General features: G+C 65.4%; 20 protein-coding genes. All 20 read right to left on the reverse strand.

From position 1 onward, the window contains the following. Positions 1-7 precede the first annotated feature (7 nt). A complete protein-coding gene (locus F7R19_RS22155) occupies positions 8-2,887 on the reverse strand; it encodes a conjugative transfer ATPase (RefSeq protein WP_150982035.1) in 2,880 nt (959 codons plus the stop codon). Next, positions 2,887-3,330 (reverse strand): TIGR03751 family conjugal transfer lipoprotein, encoded by a 444-nt coding sequence (locus F7R19_RS22160; RefSeq protein ID WP_150982036.1) that lies wholly within the window; start codon positions 3,328-3,330, stop codon positions 2,887-2,889. Before F7R19_RS22160 ends, F7R19_RS22155 begins: the two co-directional genes overlap by 1 nt. Continuing rightward, positions 3,311-4,762, reverse strand: a complete 1,452-nt coding sequence (locus F7R19_RS22165; RefSeq protein WP_150982037.1) for a TIGR03752 family integrating conjugative element protein — start codon at positions 4,760-4,762, stop codon at positions 3,311-3,313. Before F7R19_RS22165 ends, F7R19_RS22160 begins: the two co-directional genes overlap by 20 nt. Continuing rightward, positions 4,752-5,672 carry a TIGR03749 family integrating conjugative element protein gene (locus tag F7R19_RS22170; RefSeq protein WP_150982038.1) on the reverse strand — a complete coding sequence of 307 codons (921 nt, stop codon included), beginning with the start codon at positions 5,670-5,672 and terminating at the stop codon, positions 4,752-4,754. The genes F7R19_RS22165 and F7R19_RS22170 overlap by 11 nt, the downstream gene beginning before the upstream one ends. Then, a complete protein-coding gene (locus F7R19_RS22175; RefSeq protein ID WP_150982039.1) occupies positions 5,669-6,403 on the reverse strand; it encodes a PFL_4703 family integrating conjugative element protein in 735 nt (244 codons plus the stop codon). The genes F7R19_RS22170 and F7R19_RS22175 overlap by 4 nt, the downstream gene beginning before the upstream one ends. After that, positions 6,400-6,825 carry a TIGR03750 family conjugal transfer protein gene (locus tag F7R19_RS22180; RefSeq protein ID WP_150982040.1) on the reverse strand — a complete coding sequence of 142 codons (426 nt, stop codon included), beginning with the start codon at positions 6,823-6,825 and terminating at the stop codon, positions 6,400-6,402. Before F7R19_RS22180 ends, F7R19_RS22175 begins: the two co-directional genes overlap by 4 nt. A 12-nt stretch (positions 6,826-6,837) precedes the next feature. Continuing rightward, positions 6,838-7,206, reverse strand: coding sequence for a TIGR03745 family integrating conjugative element membrane protein (locus F7R19_RS22185; protein ID WP_150982041.1), 369 nt, complete (start codon positions 7,204-7,206; stop codon positions 6,838-6,840). Positions 7,207-7,228: 22 nt separating this feature from the next. Next, positions 7,229-7,468, reverse strand: coding sequence for a TIGR03758 family integrating conjugative element protein (locus F7R19_RS22190; protein WP_150982042.1), 240 nt, complete (start codon positions 7,466-7,468; stop codon positions 7,229-7,231). After that, positions 7,465-7,830, reverse strand: a complete 366-nt coding sequence (locus F7R19_RS22195) for an integrative conjugative element protein, RAQPRD family (RefSeq protein ID WP_150982043.1) — start codon at positions 7,828-7,830, stop codon at positions 7,465-7,467. The genes F7R19_RS22190 and F7R19_RS22195 overlap by 4 nt, the downstream gene beginning before the upstream one ends. Positions 7,831-7,982: 152 nt before the next feature. Further along, positions 7,983-8,732 (reverse strand): TIGR03747 family integrating conjugative element membrane protein, encoded by a 750-nt coding sequence (locus F7R19_RS22200; RefSeq protein ID WP_150982044.1) that lies wholly within the window; start codon positions 8,730-8,732, stop codon positions 7,983-7,985. Then, positions 8,729-10,891, reverse strand: a complete 2,163-nt coding sequence (gene traD, locus F7R19_RS22205) for a type IV conjugative transfer system coupling protein TraD (protein WP_150982045.1) — start codon at positions 10,889-10,891, stop codon at positions 8,729-8,731. The genes F7R19_RS22200 and traD overlap by 4 nt, the downstream gene beginning before the upstream one ends. Before the next feature lie 12 nt (positions 10,892-10,903). Next, positions 10,904-11,437 carry an integrating conjugative element protein gene (locus F7R19_RS22210; protein ID WP_150982046.1) on the reverse strand — a complete coding sequence of 178 codons (534 nt, stop codon included), beginning with the start codon at positions 11,435-11,437 and terminating at the stop codon, positions 10,904-10,906. Then, positions 11,434-11,982, reverse strand: a complete 549-nt coding sequence (locus tag F7R19_RS22215; RefSeq protein WP_223505783.1) for a transglycosylase SLT domain-containing protein — start codon at positions 11,980-11,982, stop codon at positions 11,434-11,436. The genes F7R19_RS22210 and F7R19_RS22215 overlap by 4 nt, the downstream gene beginning before the upstream one ends. A 35-nt stretch (positions 11,983-12,017) precedes the next feature. Then, positions 12,018-12,746 carry a TIGR03759 family integrating conjugative element protein gene (locus tag F7R19_RS22220; protein WP_150982048.1) on the reverse strand — a complete coding sequence of 243 codons (729 nt, stop codon included), beginning with the start codon at positions 12,744-12,746 and terminating at the stop codon, positions 12,018-12,020. Positions 12,747-12,756: 10 nt separating this feature from the next. Further along, positions 12,757-13,404 (reverse strand): hypothetical protein, encoded by a 648-nt coding sequence (locus F7R19_RS22225; RefSeq protein ID WP_150982049.1) that lies wholly within the window; start codon positions 13,402-13,404, stop codon positions 12,757-12,759. Next, positions 13,401-14,012, reverse strand: coding sequence for a PFGI-1 class ICE element type IV pilus protein PilL2 (pilL2, locus tag F7R19_RS22230; protein WP_150982050.1), 612 nt, complete (start codon positions 14,010-14,012; stop codon positions 13,401-13,403). The genes F7R19_RS22225 and pilL2 overlap by 4 nt, the downstream gene beginning before the upstream one ends. A gap of 240 nt (positions 14,013-14,252) precedes the next feature. After that, complete coding sequence (locus tag F7R19_RS29850; protein ID WP_170292634.1) at positions 14,253-14,399, reverse strand: hypothetical protein; 147 nt, start codon at positions 14,397-14,399, stop codon at positions 14,253-14,255. Between the two features lie 18 nt (positions 14,400-14,417). After that, a complete protein-coding gene (locus F7R19_RS30260; protein ID WP_223505781.1) occupies positions 14,418-14,789 on the reverse strand; it encodes a hypothetical protein in 372 nt (123 codons plus the stop codon). A 114-nt stretch (positions 14,790-14,903) separates the two neighbouring features. After that, complete coding sequence (locus F7R19_RS22240; protein ID WP_150982051.1) at positions 14,904-17,183, reverse strand: helicase-related protein; 2,280 nt, start codon at positions 17,181-17,183, stop codon at positions 14,904-14,906. A 106-nt stretch (positions 17,184-17,289) separates the two neighbouring features. Continuing rightward, positions 17,290-17,601, reverse strand: coding sequence for a hypothetical protein (locus F7R19_RS22245; RefSeq protein ID WP_150982052.1), 312 nt, complete (start codon positions 17,599-17,601; stop codon positions 17,290-17,292). Positions 17,602-17,640: the final 39 nt, after the last annotated feature.

Genomic DNA, 17,640 nt, shown 5'->3' on the forward strand with positions numbered 1-17,640 from the left:
TCTCCTTTCAAGCCAACGCATCGCGGGGGAGCGAGGCAATACCCCGCGCGCGGTCGATCTTCTCGGCCACCCTGACTGCCGCATCCAGTTCGCTGATGCCGTACTGTTGCATCAACTCGAAACGCTCGGCCTTCTCCTCCGGTTCGGTCATCGCCATTGCGAGGTAGAGGCTCGGCGGCACGGCGCGGAACAAGACCTCCATTGACTTGGACAGGATCACGCCCTCGCTGAACTTGCCGGCCTCCTTGCGGGCCGACAGCATCAGCGCCTTCTGCGACGGATTCAGTTCGCGGAAGCGTGCGATCTTCTCGACTTCGTCCGGGGGCATCGATAGGCAGATCCACCACTCGATCATGTTGAGCATCGGCTCGGCCGCCTTCGGCAAGTCGTCCAGATTCTGCGTAGCCAGCCAGAACCACGCGCCGAGCTTTCGCCACATCTTCGTGATCTTGACCACGTATGGCGCGAGTAGCGGATTCTTGGTGATGATGTGCCCTTCGTCGGTGACGTTGATGATCGGCCGGCCGAGGAACTGGTCGCGCTCGGCGATGTTGTTCACCGTGTTGATGAGGCTGATGTACGCGATGGAAAGCTGCGCGTTGTAGCCCTCTCGCGCGAAGGTCGCCAGATCGACGACCGTGATGTCGGCTTCCGGCCACGGCGTGCCGGGCCGATCGAACATCTCGCCGTCGACGCCCTGGCAGAACAGGTTCATCGCGTCGGCCATTTCCAGCAGGCGGGTGCGCCGCATTTCCGGCAGCGTCGCGTCGTTGCCTCGCTCGCGCAGCGCGTCGCACACGTCGCGCGTGAGCACTGGGCGCTGATCGGCTACGCAACGCTGCGCGGCGTCGAGGATGCACTGGCGGATCAGGCTGCGGTCGGCGCGCGTCATCCGCGCTTCTTCCTTGTCCTCGCCGCCAGTAATCATCATCCGCGCAGTGATCTCCAGTTCACCGAGCACGTCGCGCTGTTCGTCGCCTTCGGTCGTGGCATCGGCCTCCTGTGCCTCGTCCAGCGCATCGGCATCGAGCGTCTGCACCTGGCTCGGCGTGGCGACAAGGCGCCACGCATCGGCAAACGGTGCGAGGCTCACGCCGGAGCCGGGTGCGAGCTTGACCCGGTGCACCGACAGACCCAACCGCGCCGCGAAGTCGCCGAATAAGCCGAACGAGTTGCCGGCCTCTACGATGAAAAGGCGGGGACGATAGATCGCGGTAATCTGGTTCAGGATGTTGTTGAGTGTGGCGCTCTTGCCGGAGCCGGTCGGCCCGAACAGGAACAAGTGCGCGTTCATTTGCCGGTCGAGACGGTTCAGCGGATCGAACGTGATGGGGCCGCCGCCGCGGTTGAAAAAGGTGATCCCCGGATGGCCCGTGCCTTGGCTGCGGCCCCAAACGGGTGCAAGGTTCGCCGCATGCTGTGCGAACATGAGTTGCGTGTACCACTGGCGCTTGTCGGCGGACGGATCGAATACCGCAGGCAACCAGCGCAGATAGCTATTGAGCGGCGCGACTTCGTCTTCCTCGCGCACCGGCTGCACGCCTGCGTTGAGCATGACGTTGACCAGTTGCAGACCGCGTGCATCGAGTTCGTCCATGTCGCGCCCACGCAGGTAGAACGCTACCGCACCACGGTACAGTTTGTGGGCGCTGCCGATCAGGCTGCGGACCTGTTGCACGTCCTGCCGGGTCTGCTCGGACGCGAGCGTTTCGCCGACCGACTTCTTGCTCAGGTGGTTGAGATGGGCTTCGAGCACATCCTGCGGCGTGGCGACGAGCGTCAGGCACAGCACCGTGTCCTCGGGCATCTGGTCCATCAGCGCATTGAGCGCGTCGCCCTTGCGCGTCTCGCCGGTCAGATGGCCGGTCGCCGGTGGCGTGCGCAGCCGATCCATCGAGATGACCCGATGCGGCATGCCGTCGAAGAGCCAGGTGCCGTTTGGCAGGTCCGAGTGCGGCTGGCCGAAGAACAGCCGCTGCGCGAAGTCGGTGCCGCTGGCCAGCTCGATTTCGCCATCCTCGTGTTCGTCCGGGTAGCGGGTGAGCGCGTAGAAACGCTCCCGATCCTCTGGCGTGTCGCCGAGCAGCGTCGGTGCCGGATTGAACCAGCGCAGCAGCCAGGCGTGGATGGCGGCTGCGTCAAGGTGCCTGGCCTTCACCCCTGCATTCGCTAGACCGCCCATGAGCCGGTCGCAGATGGTAGTGAGTGCCTGCTCGGGCGTCTGGCCTCGACGGGCGTTGGCAACTGTGGGCGTGCGCCGGTAAACAACCATGCGCACGCGCTGCACCTGGCCGCGCCACGGCAGGCGCGTGACGGTCGTGTCCTCGAACAGACCGCCGGGCTTGGCGATCGCGCGCAGGTGATGCGCGAAGAACCGAAGGTAAAACGCGCTGAAAGCGCTGTCCTGCGCGCGGGGTCGCAGATAGGTCTGCAACGTGCCCAGATAATCATTGAAGTCCGGTTCGTCCTGTGCGTAGAACTGCACCACCCACGGATGCTCGTCGAACTCGTCAAACGAGTCCTGCAAGGCGTTTTCCACCGCGTCGCGGGCCCGCCACAGCCAGGTCATCTCGCGGCCCTCAGTGCCGATCGGCAGCAGCTCGAAAAAAGCGGCGACGGATTGCCCGTCGTCCAGCAGCATGCTCTTCGAGCCGGGCAGGTATTCGGCCCAAGGCAATAGATCGACGAACGACGGCGCAACGTCGTAGAGCGCCTCGACGTCGGCCTGGGTCGCCGGCTTGCGCTTGCCACGACGCAAGGCCTCGCCAGGCGCGGGAATCCCATGCGCGTTCAGCGTGGCAACGTGCCGCTCCCACGCATCCGGCACGCCGGCCACGGTGCCGGCGCGCGGGACGGTCTTGCGCGGCCAGGGCAGCGACCACCGCATCAGTAGTCCTCCAGCCGTTCGCCCGGCATCGCGTACTGCACGCGCTGATACAGCGGAAAGACAGTCGTGTAGCCGGGCACCGGCACCGGGTCGGTGCCAGCCAGGTGCGGGAACACGTACATCATGAGGTCGGGGTTCGGCAGCCGATGAAACTGGCGGTAGATTTCGTTGGTAGCGTTGCGCGTGTAGGCCGCATTGGCGGCGGGTGCGTTCTGCACGTCGGCGTCGGTCAGCGGGCGGCGTAGCCCCTGGCGCGCATCGAGCAACTGGCGTGCGGCCTGGCCGCCGCCCGCGCTGCCGCCGGTCTCCTGGTTCCACACATCGAGCATCGTGCTGTCGCCGTGCGGCAGCAGCTTCTCCTTGCTGGTCGCGCAGCCACCAAGCGCGATCAGCATTGCGACGGCCAGCAGGCCGGTCGCGGCATCAGTCCAGATCCGGCGCATGGGCTTCTCCGATACGATGGTTGACCCGACGACCCTTGGGGTCGTAGTCGATGTTGAGAGGATGGTCGAGATGCACGGCGACCTTGGCGCCGGGCTGCACGTAGATCGCGGCGAACGCCTGGCCGTAGAGCTTGTTGACCCACTGCGACATCTGCTCCACGCCACCGGCGAGGATGCGGCCCATTGCCTCGTTGCCCGAGATACCCACGGTGCCGAGCGTCTGGCCGTTGCCGCCGCTGACGAAGGAGTAGTTGTTGTCGCCCTTGGGGATGAGCGCTGCCGCGCCCGCGCCAGCGGCGGTGATGAGCGCCTGCGAACCGAGGTACTGCTCGGCATTGCTGCGCCGCTCGCCGGACACGCACGGAATACCGTAGGGGTCGCTGATCCAGCCGAGGGCGCCCTGAATGGTGTTGGTGCTGCCGTTCTGGCTGCTGCTGTTGCTGGTGTTGCCGTTGGCGTTGCCCGAGTCCTCTGGTACGGTGCGGATCGTGCCGTCCTGGAACACGAAAGTGACCGAGCGAATCTGTCCGCGCACGCACGAGAGCGTCCAGTCGCCCGAGGCGGTGCCGCTGACCACGGCGCCGGCCACATCGGGAATGTCGATGCCGTTTGCCGTGAGGTTGTCCGGGCCGATCAGCACCTTGAACGGATACGGGTCGTTGACGGTTCCGTCGATCGGCACGCGGCCGATTAGCGCGGTCATGGCGACCGAGCCCATCAGCGTGGCGTTCGTTGGTACGGTGTAGACCGGCTTCGCGGGCCTGCCAACGGCCTTATCCCCGGCATCGGCCACCGTGTCCGCCGCGTTGTCGAGCGTCTTCTGCGCGGGACCGAAACTGGTCGGAAAGCTCGGCCCCTTGCCGTTGTTGCCGTTCTTCGTGTCGGGCTTGGTATCGTCGGGCTCCACCCAGCGCGTGCCGCCAGAGCTGGCACTGAAGTTCTTGCCGTCGCCGTCCTGAAGTCCAAGGCCGACCGGTAGATCGGCCTGATTGCCCTTGCCGGTGAGACCGTCCAGGCGCTTCTGCACGTCCTGCAACAGGCCCTGTGTCTGCTGACGGTCGCTGGAGACCTGATCGCGGTCCTGTTGCAGACGGCTACGCTCGCCGTCGAGCGCACTCTGGATGCGCTGGTCGATCGCGCTCTCGCGGGCGCGCAAGCGGTCGTTTTCGGTCTTGGCGTTCTTGTTGTCGTTGAGCGAGGTCTGCAATTCGTTGCGCAGTTGCTTGACCTGCGCGACCAGCGTGGCGACAGTATCGCGTGGCGTGTCGCCCTCGATCCCCAGCGCCTTCATTTCTTCGGGTGTGAGCTGGCTGGCCGCCGTCGGTGACGAAGACTTGGTGCCCGAACTACCGGAAAAGAGCTTGATGCCGACGAGCACGATGACCAGCGCCATTGGGATCATCAGCCACTTGAGCAGGCCGTTACTTTTCATCGCGACCTCCTTCGGCCTGGCCGGCCGCCGCCGCGGGCGGCAGGTTCACCATGGGGTCGATGGGCGCGACCGCCGGCAGTAGCGACTCGGCCAGGCCGTGGCTGCGGGTAACCAGATAGAGCACGGTGGTATCGGTGGATTGCCCCGCTGGTCCCAGGGTCGGGTGCTGGAACGTCGCCGCCACGAAGTCGCCCTGAAGCGCGCGCGGATCGAGGTCGAGCCAGCGACCGGCGGTATTGGTGAGTTGCACCGCCGTCACCCACTGGTCTTCGAGCCGCCACGCGCCGAGCGCGCGCGCTCGCACGGGCAGCGTCGGCAGCAAGGTGTCCAGGGCAAGGCCGCGGCGCAGGTTGGCCCGTCCGATGCCGGCGATCGGCTCCACCGTGCGCAACGGCGCGTAGAGGTTCTGCGCGGCGTAGCGTGTCAGCACGACGGGAATCGGCGTCTCGCGCGTGGCGACGGGCTTGCCGGACGTGCCAGAGCTATCGTCGGCATCGTCTGCTGGCGTCGTGACCTTGCTGCCGTACCGCGTCGTGGGGGCTTCGTCTTCTACGATGCGCACCGGCTCCAGCGGAGTTTGGCTGTCTTTTGCCGGCGTGGCGGCAATGTCGATCAGGATCAGCGCGCCGGATTCCACGTCCTGCAACTGCAACCGGGTCGGCGCGATTGCGTCGCTCGCGCGCAGATAGATCGCACCGCCCGCGCTTTGTACGCGCAGGTGGTCGGCGATGTCCGGTGTCACGCCAACGCGCACGTTGCGGTCGATGAACACCACGCGCTCCTGACCGACGACGAGCGGTACGGCTAACGGCAGGCGTGCCCAGTGCAGGATTTCGACAGCATGGCCAATGGAGGCAAGCCCCAGGCTCAGGGCGACGCCGGCCAGGGCCGACAGGACAAGGCGCTTCATGGGGTGTCTCCCTGTGGGTGGTCCGCCGTAGTGGTGGTGACCGGCGAGCTAGCAGGCGTGGCGAGCGGCCCACTGATGGGCGTGCTGGCCGGGGTTGGAGCCGGCGCGGCTTCGATGCGCTGCGGCGTGCCCGCGTAGCAGTCGAGCGCGAGGCCGAACGGGTTGTGCTCAGGATCGATGTCCATGCGCACGACCTTCAACGGATAGCGCACGAGCGCACGCTTGACCTGGTCGCCGCCGTAATACTCGTCCGCAGTCACGTCGAGCGTCACGATCCAGTCGTTGTTGGAGATGACCTTGACGCGCGTGGCCGGGTCGTCGCCATAGCCTCGGCCGGGAATCTCGTAGATGCCACGCACACGCTGACGCAGTTCGCCGTTGCTGCGCCGGTATTCGTAATCCTGTTGCAGGAAGGCGCGGCAACCCGGCGTGAGATAAGCCGACAGCGCGTTCAGGTTGCGCGGATAGTCTGCCTCGCCATCCGTGGGCCAGCGCTGAAGTTGTTGCCAGATGTAGAAACTGAAGGCATACACGCTCTCGGGAGGCACATCCCACCAGCGGCGCACGCTGCCCGAGCGCAGGTCGGGCGGGACGTGAATCGTGAGATTTTTCGGGGCACTCCACCAGCCGAAGGCGAGCAGCAGCGCCACCACAAACAGCGCGCCGGCCGCAAGCCGCAGCGTCTTGACATGCGCCTGCAGGTATTCGATCTCGTTGCGGAAGCGGCTCATGAAGCACTCCGGGCGGAAGAGCGTGCACTGGCCAAGCGCCGGGTGGTCCAGCAGCCCGAGCGGGTGATGAGGGTTCGTCCGCCCATCAGCGCCGCCAACGCTGGGTAGCGCAAGGCGAGCCACCACTGAAGCTGGCGGTAGAGCCAGGTATCGGGCCGGCCTCGTTTCTGCCGCCGCAGAAAGCCGCCACCGGCAAAGACGCCCAGCGCGATGCCGGCCACGATCAACGTCGGCACCATGGCGATGCTGCGCGTGACCCAGGCCAGCGGCAGGCCGAGCGCCAGTCCGGCCGCAGCCGACAGGCCGGTGCAGATCCACAGCTCGTCGGCGGTCAGCCCGCGCACGACCACCGGCTGGCGGTTCAGCCGGTGCGGCAGGAAAATGACGAGCCCGTCTTGCAGGCTTTCCGATGCGGCGGCCATGAGTCGCCGTCCTTACAGAACACCGGTGGCCTTGGTCAGCAGCCAGATGCCGACCACGAGCAAGATGGCGCCCACGGCCACCGTCAGGCCGAACTGTCCCCAGGTGGCGCGGCCGGTGTGGATTTCCGAATAGCGGGTGTAGGCGTGGTAGCAGACGCCGATGAACATCGAGGCGACGACGAGCAGCGCGATCAGCATCACGATGTCGTAGCCGTAGTTCTGGAGCGTCTGGATGATGCCGCTGCCCTGGCCGCGCGAGGGATCTTCCATGGTCGGCAGGCCGGCTGGAAACGCCGACAGCGGCATGGCGGCGAAGATCAGCGGGACGAATGGCGCGATGACGCGCGTGGCGGTGCGATGGAGAGTGAGATGAGTGCTCATGGCAGTACGGCCTTTCGAGGAATCAGGACAGGAGGAAGAAGGTCAGCACCACGTACATCGCGAGAAATCGCACGACGACACCGAGGAACTGACGTTGGGAGAGGCGTTGCTCGGCCCAGCCGACGTAGGCGGTTCGCATGGCCCAAACGCCCCACAGCAGGAGCACGGCGAACACGATGCTGAGCACGACCGTGGAGACAGCCGCGGGAGTGAAACCGCCGTTGGCCTGAAAGGCGGTGACTTGATCGGCGGAAGGCGTCATGGCTTCGACGCCTCCTTACCGTCGTCGGCACTACCGCGCACGTAGTCGCCCGCGAGAGGCACGGGATCGCGCGGCTGGGCGCGCTGGGGAACGAGGTAATCCTGCACGCCGGCGCGGACCCGCTTCACGTCCTCACGCAGACGTGCATAGTCGAAGTGGTAGCGGGCCCGCTCCTGGGGCGACACATCGGCCGCGTGCTCGGCGAGCCGGTTAACCAGTTCGAGCTGGCGCGCGAGCGCGGCGAGCTGCTCGCGCTCGGTCGCATCGTCTGCGGCGACAGCCGGTGGCAGTCCCGAAACGACGAGCAGCACCGCGGCGAAGGCGTGGCGCCAGGTCGGTGGGTAGCTGGAAAGGGAAGCCATCGTGCCGTGCTCCGGGGATGCGGATGGCACGATGCTGAGGTGGCGCGGAAACCCGCGCCGTAAACAATCGGGACTAGATCGCCACCGCTTTAGTCACGGCTGTATTCAATAGCCCTCGTCTTGAGTATCTTGGCTTTCTGAGATGCGCTCCATCAAAGGTACTTCTTGAAGGTTGCTGCTGCGATGTCGGTGGCGATCCCCAGCAGCGCGGCGGCGGGCAGGAGGATCAGCAGCGGATGCACGCTGACCGGCAGCGCCAGATACACCACCCACGGCAGCACTGCCAGCGGCATCAGGCTCGCTTTGGCGCGGTGGTAAATGAAGCCGGACTCCCGGCCAGCACCGAAGCGGCGCACGTCCCGGCGCGCGAGGCCGTCCACGAACCCGACGAAGGCGGCGAGCAGGAAAAGCGGCAGCGTCAGCATCAGCACGAAGAACCGCACCAGGAAGGTCAGCACCGTGTAGACGGACGCGATCAGATAGGCTTCCACATGCACGTAGACGAGCGCCATGTAATAGCGGAAGTCATGTGCTTGATTGCGGGTGCCGGCGCTCGCCTGCGCCGAGGCATTGCGTATCCATTCCAGCAGGCCACTTTTCACGAACAGCCAGTCGTAGGCGTGCTCGATCAGCACGTGCGCGGTGCGTCCAGGTTCCTGCACCAGCGCGCTGCGTGTGAAGTTGGCCGAGAACTGATCCAGCTCTTGATTGAGCATCGCCTGGGCGTGATGCCAACCCTCCTGCGGCCAGAAGAAGTGCATGCCGACGCACTCGATCAGGATGCAAAGCAACAGCGACCCGCACAGCACGCCGAACAAACGAAACGGTAGCGTGATGAGGCTGGCAACGGCTCCTTGCTGTTGCTGCTGCGCGCGCTTTGCCGCGACGGCCGGGTCGCTCACGATTCCGCCTCATCGGCGACAGTCGCCAACTGCTTGAAATCGCCCAGCAGATCGTCCGGCAATGCGCTTTCCTGCAAACCGGGTAAGCCCTGATTTTCCCACCAGTCGACGGCCTCGACATAGTGCTGTCGCATGTAGCCGGCCAATTCCTGCAAATCCTTCGGCATCACCTCGTCTGGATCGGGTGCAGGTAGCGGCATACGCACTTTCCAGAGGTTGCCGCCTTCGATTAGCGCAAAGCATTGCCCCTTGGGCAGTGCGACGATGTGCGCCGGTTCGATCAATGGCACGCTGGCGCTGCTGATGCGGTCCTGGGTATTCGACGTGAATGCCGTGTTGCCGCGCGGGTCGGAACTGTCGGTCGCGCCACTCACCAGCGAGGTTGCGTACACATCGACTTTAGGTAACTGGCGCGTCAGCAGTTCGGCGGTTGCCGTTTCGCGCACCCGCAGCATGAAGAGGTTGTTGAAGTTTCCGACGACCTGGCCCGCCTTGGCGCGGTTGCCGATGCGCGCTTCGATGTCGGAAAGCGTTTGCGTATAGGCCGTTACCTGCACACCGGCACCGCCGCCTTTATTGACCATCGGGATGAACTCGTCGCCCATGAGTTCGTTGAACTCGTCGGCATGCACGTTGATCGGCACCTTCACGCCTGACGCGGCGCCGGGCAACCCATCGTCAATGCCGAACTTGTAGATGTGTCCAGCGACCGAGACGAGATCCGAGAACATGGAGTTGCCGACAGCCGAGGCCACTTCGGCGTCAGACAGTGCATCCAGACCAACATAGACCACCGCGCGTTTGCGGATGATCTGCATCCAGTCGAAGATCGGTCGCGGATCGCCCAGGTCCGAGTAGTTCGGTGCCAGCAGTTGCGCGATCTTGCCAGTGGTGAGCTTTTCCAGGAGAGGGAGCAGCGACGCGACGATCTTGTCGAAGTAGGTACGGTCGTAGCGCACGGCGCTACGCAGGCCGTCGAGCACCGGGTCATAGACGCGTACCTGCGACAGGTACTGCTCCAGGGCAATGACGCGCTTCTCGCGTCCGATCATGTTGCGGGGGATGTTCTTGTCGTTGAGCTTCGCTTCGAGCTGGACGATGATTTCCCAGGCTTTCGGCTCATGCGTGGCGAAGTAGTGCTGCGCGTATTCGATGAACAGAGCATCGATGTTGATGACGTGGCGCTGGATCAGCAGGTAGTCGGGACGCTGCCCCAACTCCACGAGCGCTCGGGCGATGATATTGACGAACCGCCATGCAAACTCGCGGAACGCGGCGCTGTTGCCTTCGCCGGAAAGCTGGCCGGCGATGCGCGTAGCCACCTCGCTGATGCGGCCGAAGCGACCCACGGCGTTATAGCGGGCGCTGATGTCCGGCCAACCCAGGTGGAACACGTAAAACTCGCCTTCACGTCCTGCGCGCTTGGCCTCGACGTACATCCGTTTCAAGAGATCGGCGTCGCCCTTAGGGTCGAAGACGATGACGACTTCGTGCTCACCGGCTGCATTGCGTCGCCGGATGTCCTGAGTGATGAACAGCTCTGCGAGCCGGGTCTTGCCGACGCGGGTGGTGCCCAGCACCAGGGTATGACCGACACGTTCACCCAGCGGCAACGTGACGTCGACCTCGCGCGGTTCAATGCCGTGCAACCGCGGCAGACCGCCGACCGGCGGCAGCGGCCGCGCGGGGTTCAACGGGCTGTCCCACGTCAACGCCTTGGTAAGCCGGGAGAGCGGAAACGGCGCGAACTCCAGCCTTTCCTCCAGGCGCCGTGCGACCCGGTAGATCATGGTCGGCTCCACGTAGCGCCGGAACTCGGGCCGGTAGGTCTGCATCAGCCGGTGTGTGTGCCGCTGGTCCCAGCGGAACCCGCGGCCGACGAACAGCCGCTGCTGGCTGACGGGCACGTCGCGGCTGGTCATCACGTAGCGCGGCAGGCGGCGGATGTTGCGGCGATAGCGCAGGATGACCCAGGCATCCCACAGCCGGGTCGCGCCGAAGACCAGGAAGGCGAGTGCACTGGCCAGACCCAGCAGCGGACTCAGCGCGAGCGACCACGGTGCCACCACGCACAGAAGCGCGGCGCCCGTGCACACGGCAACGGTGTATAGCTCCACCGCTGGCCGCAGCAGTACCTCGATGGTATGGGGCTGGGCCATCGCGGACGCACGTCAGGGCTCAATGCCGGTGGCGGTAATCAGCACCGGGTAGTGGCGGATACCCAGCCGTCCGGCCAAATCGTCCCCCGACACCGGCGACAGCATCAAGCCTGGCGCGAGACGCCGTAGCGACGCCAGCGCTTCGGGCGAGGCCACATTGACCACCAGCCCCACGGCCTGAAGGTCGCGCAATGCCCTTTGCCGCTGCCGTAGCCAGGCACGCGAGCGATCGTCGTCTCCGACCAGAAAGAGCGGCGTCAGGCCCGGTGCGCGGATTACCCTGCGCGGTTCGTCACCCGGCGACAGCCGTGCGGAGCGCACCGGCAGCATGGCCGCTTCGGCATCGGTCGGATTGCCGATATGGGGAGCCAGGGCCGACGCGGGCGGTGCGTCGGAGCCAGCATCCTGGGGATTGAGCGCCTGGTAGTACGGCAGCGCAGAGACCCCGCCGCGGTCATCGACCACGATCAGCGGCGCGCTGGTGGTCTGCGCGTGGACGGTCGTTGCCGCAAGCAATCCGAGGGCGAGAAAGGCAATCCGGCTCATGGTGTCGTGTCCACGGAGGGAAGAGGAACGCCGGGGCCGAGCACGCGCGTCAGATGCTGATGGACGCTGCGCCGGTAGCGGGCTGCCGCTTCGCCACCGGCGGGACGGTGGTAGCGGCCGATGGCGAGCAGCCAGTCTTCGCCCGGCAGGTGCTGCTCGTGCAGGATGTCGGCGGCAATCGCCAGGTTCCGGTAGGGATCGAGCAGTTCGCAGGGTGTGCCATAGCGATGTGCCTGGTAGCCGAGGTTGACCTGGCCGAGGCCCGCGTCGATACGACTGGCGGGTGCGCGAGCTAAGGCACGGCTCAGGCCTGCGCAGGCTTCGATGCGCGTGGCGTAGCGTTCGGCCTGACCGGCGACGTTGAGCGTCCACGGCCAAGGGATCAGCCGGCCTCGCAGCTTCGCGCCGCTCTCTTGCAAGGCGACCGCGTACAGTACCGGCGACGGCACGCCGGCCTGTTGCGCGGCGAGCTGATAGGCCGGAGGCGGAAGTTCCTGCGCCTGGACGACCAGCGCCGGGATGGCGGCGCCGAGCAGCCACGCCATGCCGAAGGCGGCGCGTAGCGGGCGGGATTGCCGCGTTACTGGCGCTGCCATTGCCCGTTCACCTCGCGCACCACGGCCGGCAGTTCACCGGGAAGGCCCAGCGAAAGCCAACGTCCGCCGTCGTGGTTGAGCGTGATCGTGTGGGCGCGCACGCGGGCCGGGTCGATGCCGGCCTGCGTCGCCCACTGGCGGATCAGGGTGTCGTCTCCGCGGCTGCCGACCATGTAGAGGTCAAAAGGCGTACCGGCGGCCTGGAGTTGCCGCACGCGCTGTTCGCAGGGCGTGCAGTCGGCCTTGATGAACACCGCCGTCCGGCCAGACCCCGTGTTGCCGACGCTGGGCGTCTGGGTGTCGGGCAGACTCACGCGCGGCTGGCCGGGAAAGAGTCGTTGCCAGGCGGCATCGTAGGCACGCTGGTAGGCCAGCGTCTTGTCCACGCGCCGGGCTTCGGCCTGAACCTGCAACTCCGCGTAGTGGTTGCGCTCCTCGTCGTTGCGTGCCTCGATACCAAGCGCGCTCAGCGGATCGAGTTTCGGTGCGTAAATCCCCAGCGGACCTTGCATCAACTGGCGGTAGCGCGCCCATTCCTCGGCACGCAGGCCCCAGTCGTGCGCCTGGCGCTCGTCGAGCGCGGCATCCGCGTTGGTCTGCGTCTGGCTGAGGTTCGTGCGGGAGGTCGCCGTCGAGGCCGACTGCGCGCGAGCGTGCAAGGACGCCAAACCCAGCGCGCAGAGCAGGCAGGCGGCGATGGCAGACTGTCGCATCTTGGCCGTCCTACGGTAGCGCCACGCGCTGCGGCTGACCCTTCACCAGAAACAGAGCAGCATGGGCGTCGATGGATTGGAGCTGCCAGTCGCCATCGCTGTCGCCTTCGCGCAGCAGACGGACGTTGGCGAGCGAGGTCGTGGCCGGTGACGCGATCGACAGGAAGCGTTCGCCACCGCGCAGTTCCAGGCCGACAATCCGAAACGGTGGCGTCTGCACCTTGGGTTGGGTTGCTACCGGCGCTCGTGATCGACGCACGGTAGGCGTCGCTGACTTGAGTTCTTGCTGGCGAGCCTCGACGGTGTCGACGCGCTCCTGCAAGGCTTGCAGGTCACTGGCATGCGCAGCATCGGCTTGTGCCTGTTCAACGCTGGCGAGCCGGGTTTCGAGTACCTGGCGGCTCGCTGCGAAATCGGCCTGGCTCACGGGCTTGGGCTGGTGTTTGTCGGCCTCAGCTTGCTGGGCCAGTTCTGCTATCTGCCCGGCAAGTGCCTTGATCTGCGTGGCCTGTGTGTCACGGCGGCCCTGTTCGGTCAGGCGGGAGAGTCCGACGCTGTGGACGATGGCGATTAGACTGATGAGCAGGAGCCAGATGCCGGCGGCGATCTTGAGCCAGCGGGTGCGGCGACCTGCTTCAGGGATTTGCGGAAAGGTCATGGCTGCTCCCACGGTTGGAGGGCATCGAGGGGATCGGTTCGGGTGTCGGCAGGGGGCGAAACCGGCGCGGTCACGGCTTCGGTCGCGGGAGTGGTCGACAGCACCGGCGGCGTTTGCCGGGCGAAGCACACTTGCCGGGCGGCATCGTCGATGGACAGCTCCCAGGCATCGGAGCCGGCGAGCGTCAATAACGCATCACGTAAGGCCAGCGGGCCAAGATGCAAATGCGCGGCGGGCAGCGGCAAGGCGTAGAGCGTGCTGGCATCCGCGGTATCGCAGAGCCGGTAACCTGAGCGCAGGAGCACGTAGCGCAGTGCATCGCCGACGGTCGCGTCGGAACCGGACGGAATGGAAATTTCCACCACCTGTTGCATCAGGTCGCGCTGCGCCAGTTCGGGTACCAACTCGACCAAGGTGTAACGGCCGTAGCGGGTCACTGGAACGAACTCAGGAGGCGGTTCGGCTACGGCAGCGGCAGGCGGTTCCGGCGGTGCTTGCGGTGGCGTCACCGTCGCGCAGCCGCCGGCCAATAGCGACCAGAGCAGGCCGAGAAGCGCCGGGAGCGGGCCTCGGTCGGAATGGCGAAACAAGGGGTGGTCGGGGCACATGGCGCGGCGTCCTGAAGCATCGAGTCCTCACCATCGCCGCGCAGGCTTCACGCGGCAGCAAACAAAGCGAACTGCGCAGCGTCGGATTTCACAAAAAAGAACGGCCCCGAAGGGCCGTGCAGGTACAACAGGTAGATGTAGAGGTTGGGATCAAGCCGCACCAGGTACCAGACCCAGCGTGCGGACTGCCGCCAGGAGAACCGGCTGTTCGGTGTCGTCGTAGCAGAGGAAGGGTTCCTCTTAACCGGCATCTTCGGCCAGCGCTTGCGCCTTGTCGTAGTGGATGCCGAGGTCGTATTCCTCGTCAGTCACGGTGACGGTGAAAATCGGCATGTCGGGCATGCCCGATGCGTTGCGGCAGGCGACCGCGATGTGAAAGGTCTTCATGGGATCAATTCCTTGTACTCAGTCATCCAACGTCGTTTCCATGCGCTCGCGCATCTCGGAAACGAAATCGTCGGGTGCCATCAGGCCGTAGCGCGCCAAGCGCGTGGGAATGTCCTCGGCAGCGAGGTTGCCGTCCTCGATGCGCAGGCGCATGAAGTCGGCGATCTCGGCTTCGGATAGCGGGGCTGGCGGAACGGACACGTCGATCGTGTACTCGTCCACTTCCGCTGCGGTCTCGCCGGTCAGCAGGCCGTTGCCGATGGCGTGTTCGCACATCTGCTGGAGACGCTCGACCATTTCGGTCGAAGGCTCGCCGTTGAGGAGATAGGCCACGTCTAGCGTTAGACGAACTTTGACGGTATCGGTAGCCGGTTGGGTGTTGTGGTTCATGGAATGCTCCTTGGGAGAACAAAGCGATGACGCCATGCCCGCGAGGGGCATGGACGCATCGGTGAGGTGAGGAAAAATGCGGCGACCGTAGGGCCGCCACGATGGGTTTGACGATCAGGCAGTGACCAACTGGCGGGCCAACGCCACTTCGACGGAATCGTCGTCCTGGTTCAGGACGTCGAGCCCGGATTCCGGCACGTCGCCAGAGGTGGATTGCGAGACCATGATCTTCTTGGCCATGAGCGTGAGGCAGGTCATCTGCGACGTTGCCGCGTAGCCGAGGTAGATCACACGCACGGGCTGCTTCTGCCCGATGCGCCACGAGCGGCGGGCCGCCTGCTGAAGCGAATAGACGTTGTAGCCCGACTGCATGAACACGATCGTCGGGAACTCCAACAGGTCCAGCCCCGTCTTGACCAGCTCCGGGTTGGTGATGAGCACATCGATGCCGCGATCCAACTGCTCGGCGATCCAGTCCTCGCGGCGGGAGGCATCCACGCTCGCGCGCAGCACCGCCACCTTGAAGCCTTCCTGCTCCAGCAGCATCTTCAGGCGTGAAGTCGTGTCGCGCGTGCCGGTGTAGACCGAATACACCAAGGTTTTTCGACCTTCGGCCTTCTCCTGCTTGCAGACTTCGATCAGCTCGCGTTCCTTGGGCATCACTTCCAGCTCGTTGAACTGAGCCGGGACATACGCCAGGGTGTTGCGCGTGCGCGGATGCACCACTGTTTCCGACCGGAAGCACGTATCCGGCCAGGCCAGCAGCACGTTGAGGACCACCCCGAGCAGCGTCGTGTCGCGTTTCGCCAAAGCCTGACGCAACTCGGCCGTCAGCCGCCCGGACAGGTCGCGGTAGGCCGCGGCTTGCGCCGGATCCATCGCCACCTCGCGGAACTCCTCGTCATACGGCGGCAGGACGTTGCCGCCGATGTCCTTGAGCTTGAGGAAGATCGTGAACGGCAGGATGCAGCGCAGCACCCCTTTCGGGCCAAAGCCCGGCGCCTTGACTGTGCGCACCGATACTTTGGTGCCCTTGGCTGTCTTGTGCGCGGTGCCGGTACTCTCGGAATAGATGTCCTTGAGGACACCGTGATCGCGCATGAACGCCATGGCTGCTGACGTCATGCTGCCGTTCCTGGTCGGGCGGTAGCCGTCTTCGATCATCCGCCCAGGCAAGGCGCGGAACAGCAGATAGAACAGGTCGTCGCCGTAGCCGCCCATCAGCGTGCCGGTGAGCAGCAACGTCTTGCGCGACTTCGCCGCCAACACGCCCATGGCCTGCCCTTGGGCGCTGCCACCGTTCTTGTACTCGTGCGCCTCGTCGGCGATGAGCAGGTCGAACGTGCCTTGCGGCAGGTAGCGTTTGATGAACTCCGAGGGTTGATAGCCACCCTCGCCAAAGCCGAACTCCATGTTCGCCATCGCCCGTTCCATGCGCGTGGCCTGACGGTCGGAGAAAACCAGCTCGCCATCGCCATCCATCAAATTGATGAACTCGTGGATGTTGTCGCCGAGCATCGACGCCAGGAACGCATCGCCGAACTTCTGCATCAGCTTCTGTGCGGTGACTTCCCCGATGGTCGGGATACGCTTGAGCGCCTTGAGCACAGCGGAGGACTGGTCACTGGCGGACAAGCCCCTCGGACGGATCAGCGTCCACAGCGGTGCGGCGCAATGGCTGCACTTGCGGCGGTATTCCTCGGCTTCGAGTTCGATCGGGTTGACCGGCTCGCCGTCGAGGTCGGTGATGACGTGCCCGCAGTCCGGGCACATGCCCACGTCGCCGTGCCGGGTGCGCCGCCGGGTGAAGACGGGTTTCCAGTGGAAACCCATCCGCATCCGCACGCGGCCCAGGACGAAGAACTCCTGACCGGACGGCTGCACACCGAGCTGCTCGCGCAGCTTGATGAGCTTGACCAGCGTGTCCGGGCCATTGAGCACCCAGACCTTGGCGCCAGCCACCGTCTCCTGGATCTCGCGCCGCCACTTGTAGACCAGGTGCGGTGGCGAGAGGACCAGCGTGCGGCGGTAACCTTCGGCGTTGAGGACGGCGGCGGTGGCGATGCCGACGGTGGTTTTGCCGCAGCCCATCTCGCCGTTGACGACCGCAGCGCGTTCGCCACGATCGATCAGCAGTTCGGCGGCGGCATGGACTACCTCGGCCTGTGCCGGGAACAGCTTGCGCTTGAGGCTGGCGACGATGAGCTGGCGGTGCGCCTGCGGTGTGCCGGAGTAGACCGGCGGGTTGGCGCGGTTGAGGGAATCGAGCAGTTCGTCGCCGAACTCGGCAACGAAGTCCTGAAGGCTCAGGGTGAGCGGAGAAGGTTCTGCGTCGAGCAGTTCGCCCTGCACGGGCGAGGTCTGGGCGGCGGCGGTTTCGAGATCAAGGGACATGGTGATGCTCCAGATGAAAATGAGGCATGCACCACCCCCACGGGGCGATGGCATGCCCCGGTGTGGGAAGAGAAGAACGGCGCTTGGCCGTCGTGCGTGGAGAGGATCAGTACTCGCTGGGCAGCAGCAGCGTGGTGACGCTGCGATCCCATTCGGTAATGATCCAGAGCTTCAGGTCAGGCTCGACCTGGTAGGACGAGAACAGGCGATCCTCGCCGGACTTCAACGCGGCGTCGTTCTGGCGCCGGTCGCTGTCGTCGAGGTCACCCCAGTCGCCATGGAGATGGCGAAACAGGAACGGCGCGGGGTTGAGCCGGCCCTGCCGGACCAGTTCATCGACGCCGCAGGTCATGACCATCTGGCCGGGCGAGAAGCGCCGGTTCGAGGTCTGGGCGATGGGAGATGCTTGGGTTGCCATGGTGTGCTCCCTGGAGAATGGAGGGGCCACGGCACCCCA

This window comes from Cupriavidus pauculus, assembly GCF_008801835.1.
GTDB lineage: Bacteria > Pseudomonadota > Gammaproteobacteria > Burkholderiales > Burkholderiaceae > Cupriavidus > Cupriavidus pauculus.

Coding starts and splice junctions, on each gene's coding strand:
- F7R19_RS22155 (WP_150982035.1), bottom strand. CDS start 2,887: ATGCGGTGGTCGCTGCCCTGGCCGCGCAAGACCGTCCCGCGCGCCGGC.
- F7R19_RS22160 (WP_150982036.1), bottom strand. CDS start 3,330: ATGCGCCGGATCTGGACTGATGCCGCGACCGGCCTGCTGGCCGTCGCA.
- F7R19_RS22165 (WP_150982037.1), bottom strand. CDS start 4,762: ATGAAAAGTAACGGCCTGCTCAAGTGGCTGATGATCCCAATGGCGCTG.
- F7R19_RS22170 (WP_150982038.1), bottom strand. CDS start 5,672: ATGAAGCGCCTTGTCCTGTCGGCCCTGGCCGGCGTCGCCCTGAGCCTG.
- F7R19_RS22175 (WP_150982039.1), bottom strand. CDS start 6,403: ATGAGCCGCTTCCGCAACGAGATCGAATACCTGCAGGCGCATGTCAAG.
- F7R19_RS22180 (WP_150982040.1), bottom strand. CDS start 6,825: ATGGCCGCCGCATCGGAAAGCCTGCAAGACGGGCTCGTCATTTTCCTG.
- F7R19_RS22185 (WP_150982041.1), bottom strand. CDS start 7,206: ATGAGCACTCATCTCACTCTCCATCGCACCGCCACGCGCGTCATCGCG.
- F7R19_RS22190 (WP_150982042.1), bottom strand. CDS start 7,468: ATGACGCCTTCCGCCGATCAAGTCACCGCCTTTCAGGCCAACGGCGGT.
- F7R19_RS22195 (WP_150982043.1), bottom strand. CDS start 7,830: ATGGCTTCCCTTTCCAGCTACCCACCGACCTGGCGCCACGCCTTCGCC.
- traD (WP_150982045.1), bottom strand. CDS start 10,891: ATGGCCCAGCCCCATACCATCGAGGTACTGCTGCGGCCAGCGGTGGAG.
- F7R19_RS22210 (WP_150982046.1), bottom strand. CDS start 11,437: ATGAGCCGGATTGCCTTTCTCGCCCTCGGATTGCTTGCGGCAACGACC.
- F7R19_RS22215 (WP_223505783.1), bottom strand. CDS start 11,982: ATGGCGTGGCTGCTCGGCGCCGCCATCCCGGCGCTGGTCGTCCAGGCG.
- F7R19_RS22220 (WP_150982048.1), bottom strand. CDS start 12,746: ATGCGACAGTCTGCCATCGCCGCCTGCCTGCTCTGCGCGCTGGGTTTG.
- F7R19_RS22225 (WP_150982049.1), bottom strand. CDS start 13,404: ATGACCTTTCCGCAAATCCCTGAAGCAGGTCGCCGCACCCGCTGGCTC.
- pilL2 (WP_150982050.1), bottom strand. CDS start 14,012: ATGTGCCCCGACCACCCCTTGTTTCGCCATTCCGACCGAGGCCCGCTC.
- F7R19_RS29850 (WP_170292634.1), bottom strand. CDS start 14,399: ATGAAGACCTTTCACATCGCGGTCGCCTGCCGCAACGCATCGGGCATG.
- F7R19_RS30260 (WP_223505781.1), bottom strand. CDS start 14,789: ATGAACCACAACACCCAACCGGCTACCGATACCGTCAAAGTTCGTCTA.
- F7R19_RS22240 (WP_150982051.1), bottom strand. CDS start 17,183: ATGTCCCTTGATCTCGAAACCGCCGCCGCCCAGACCTCGCCCGTGCAG.
- F7R19_RS22245 (WP_150982052.1), bottom strand. CDS start 17,601: ATGGCAACCCAAGCATCTCCCATCGCCCAGACCTCGAACCGGCGCTTC.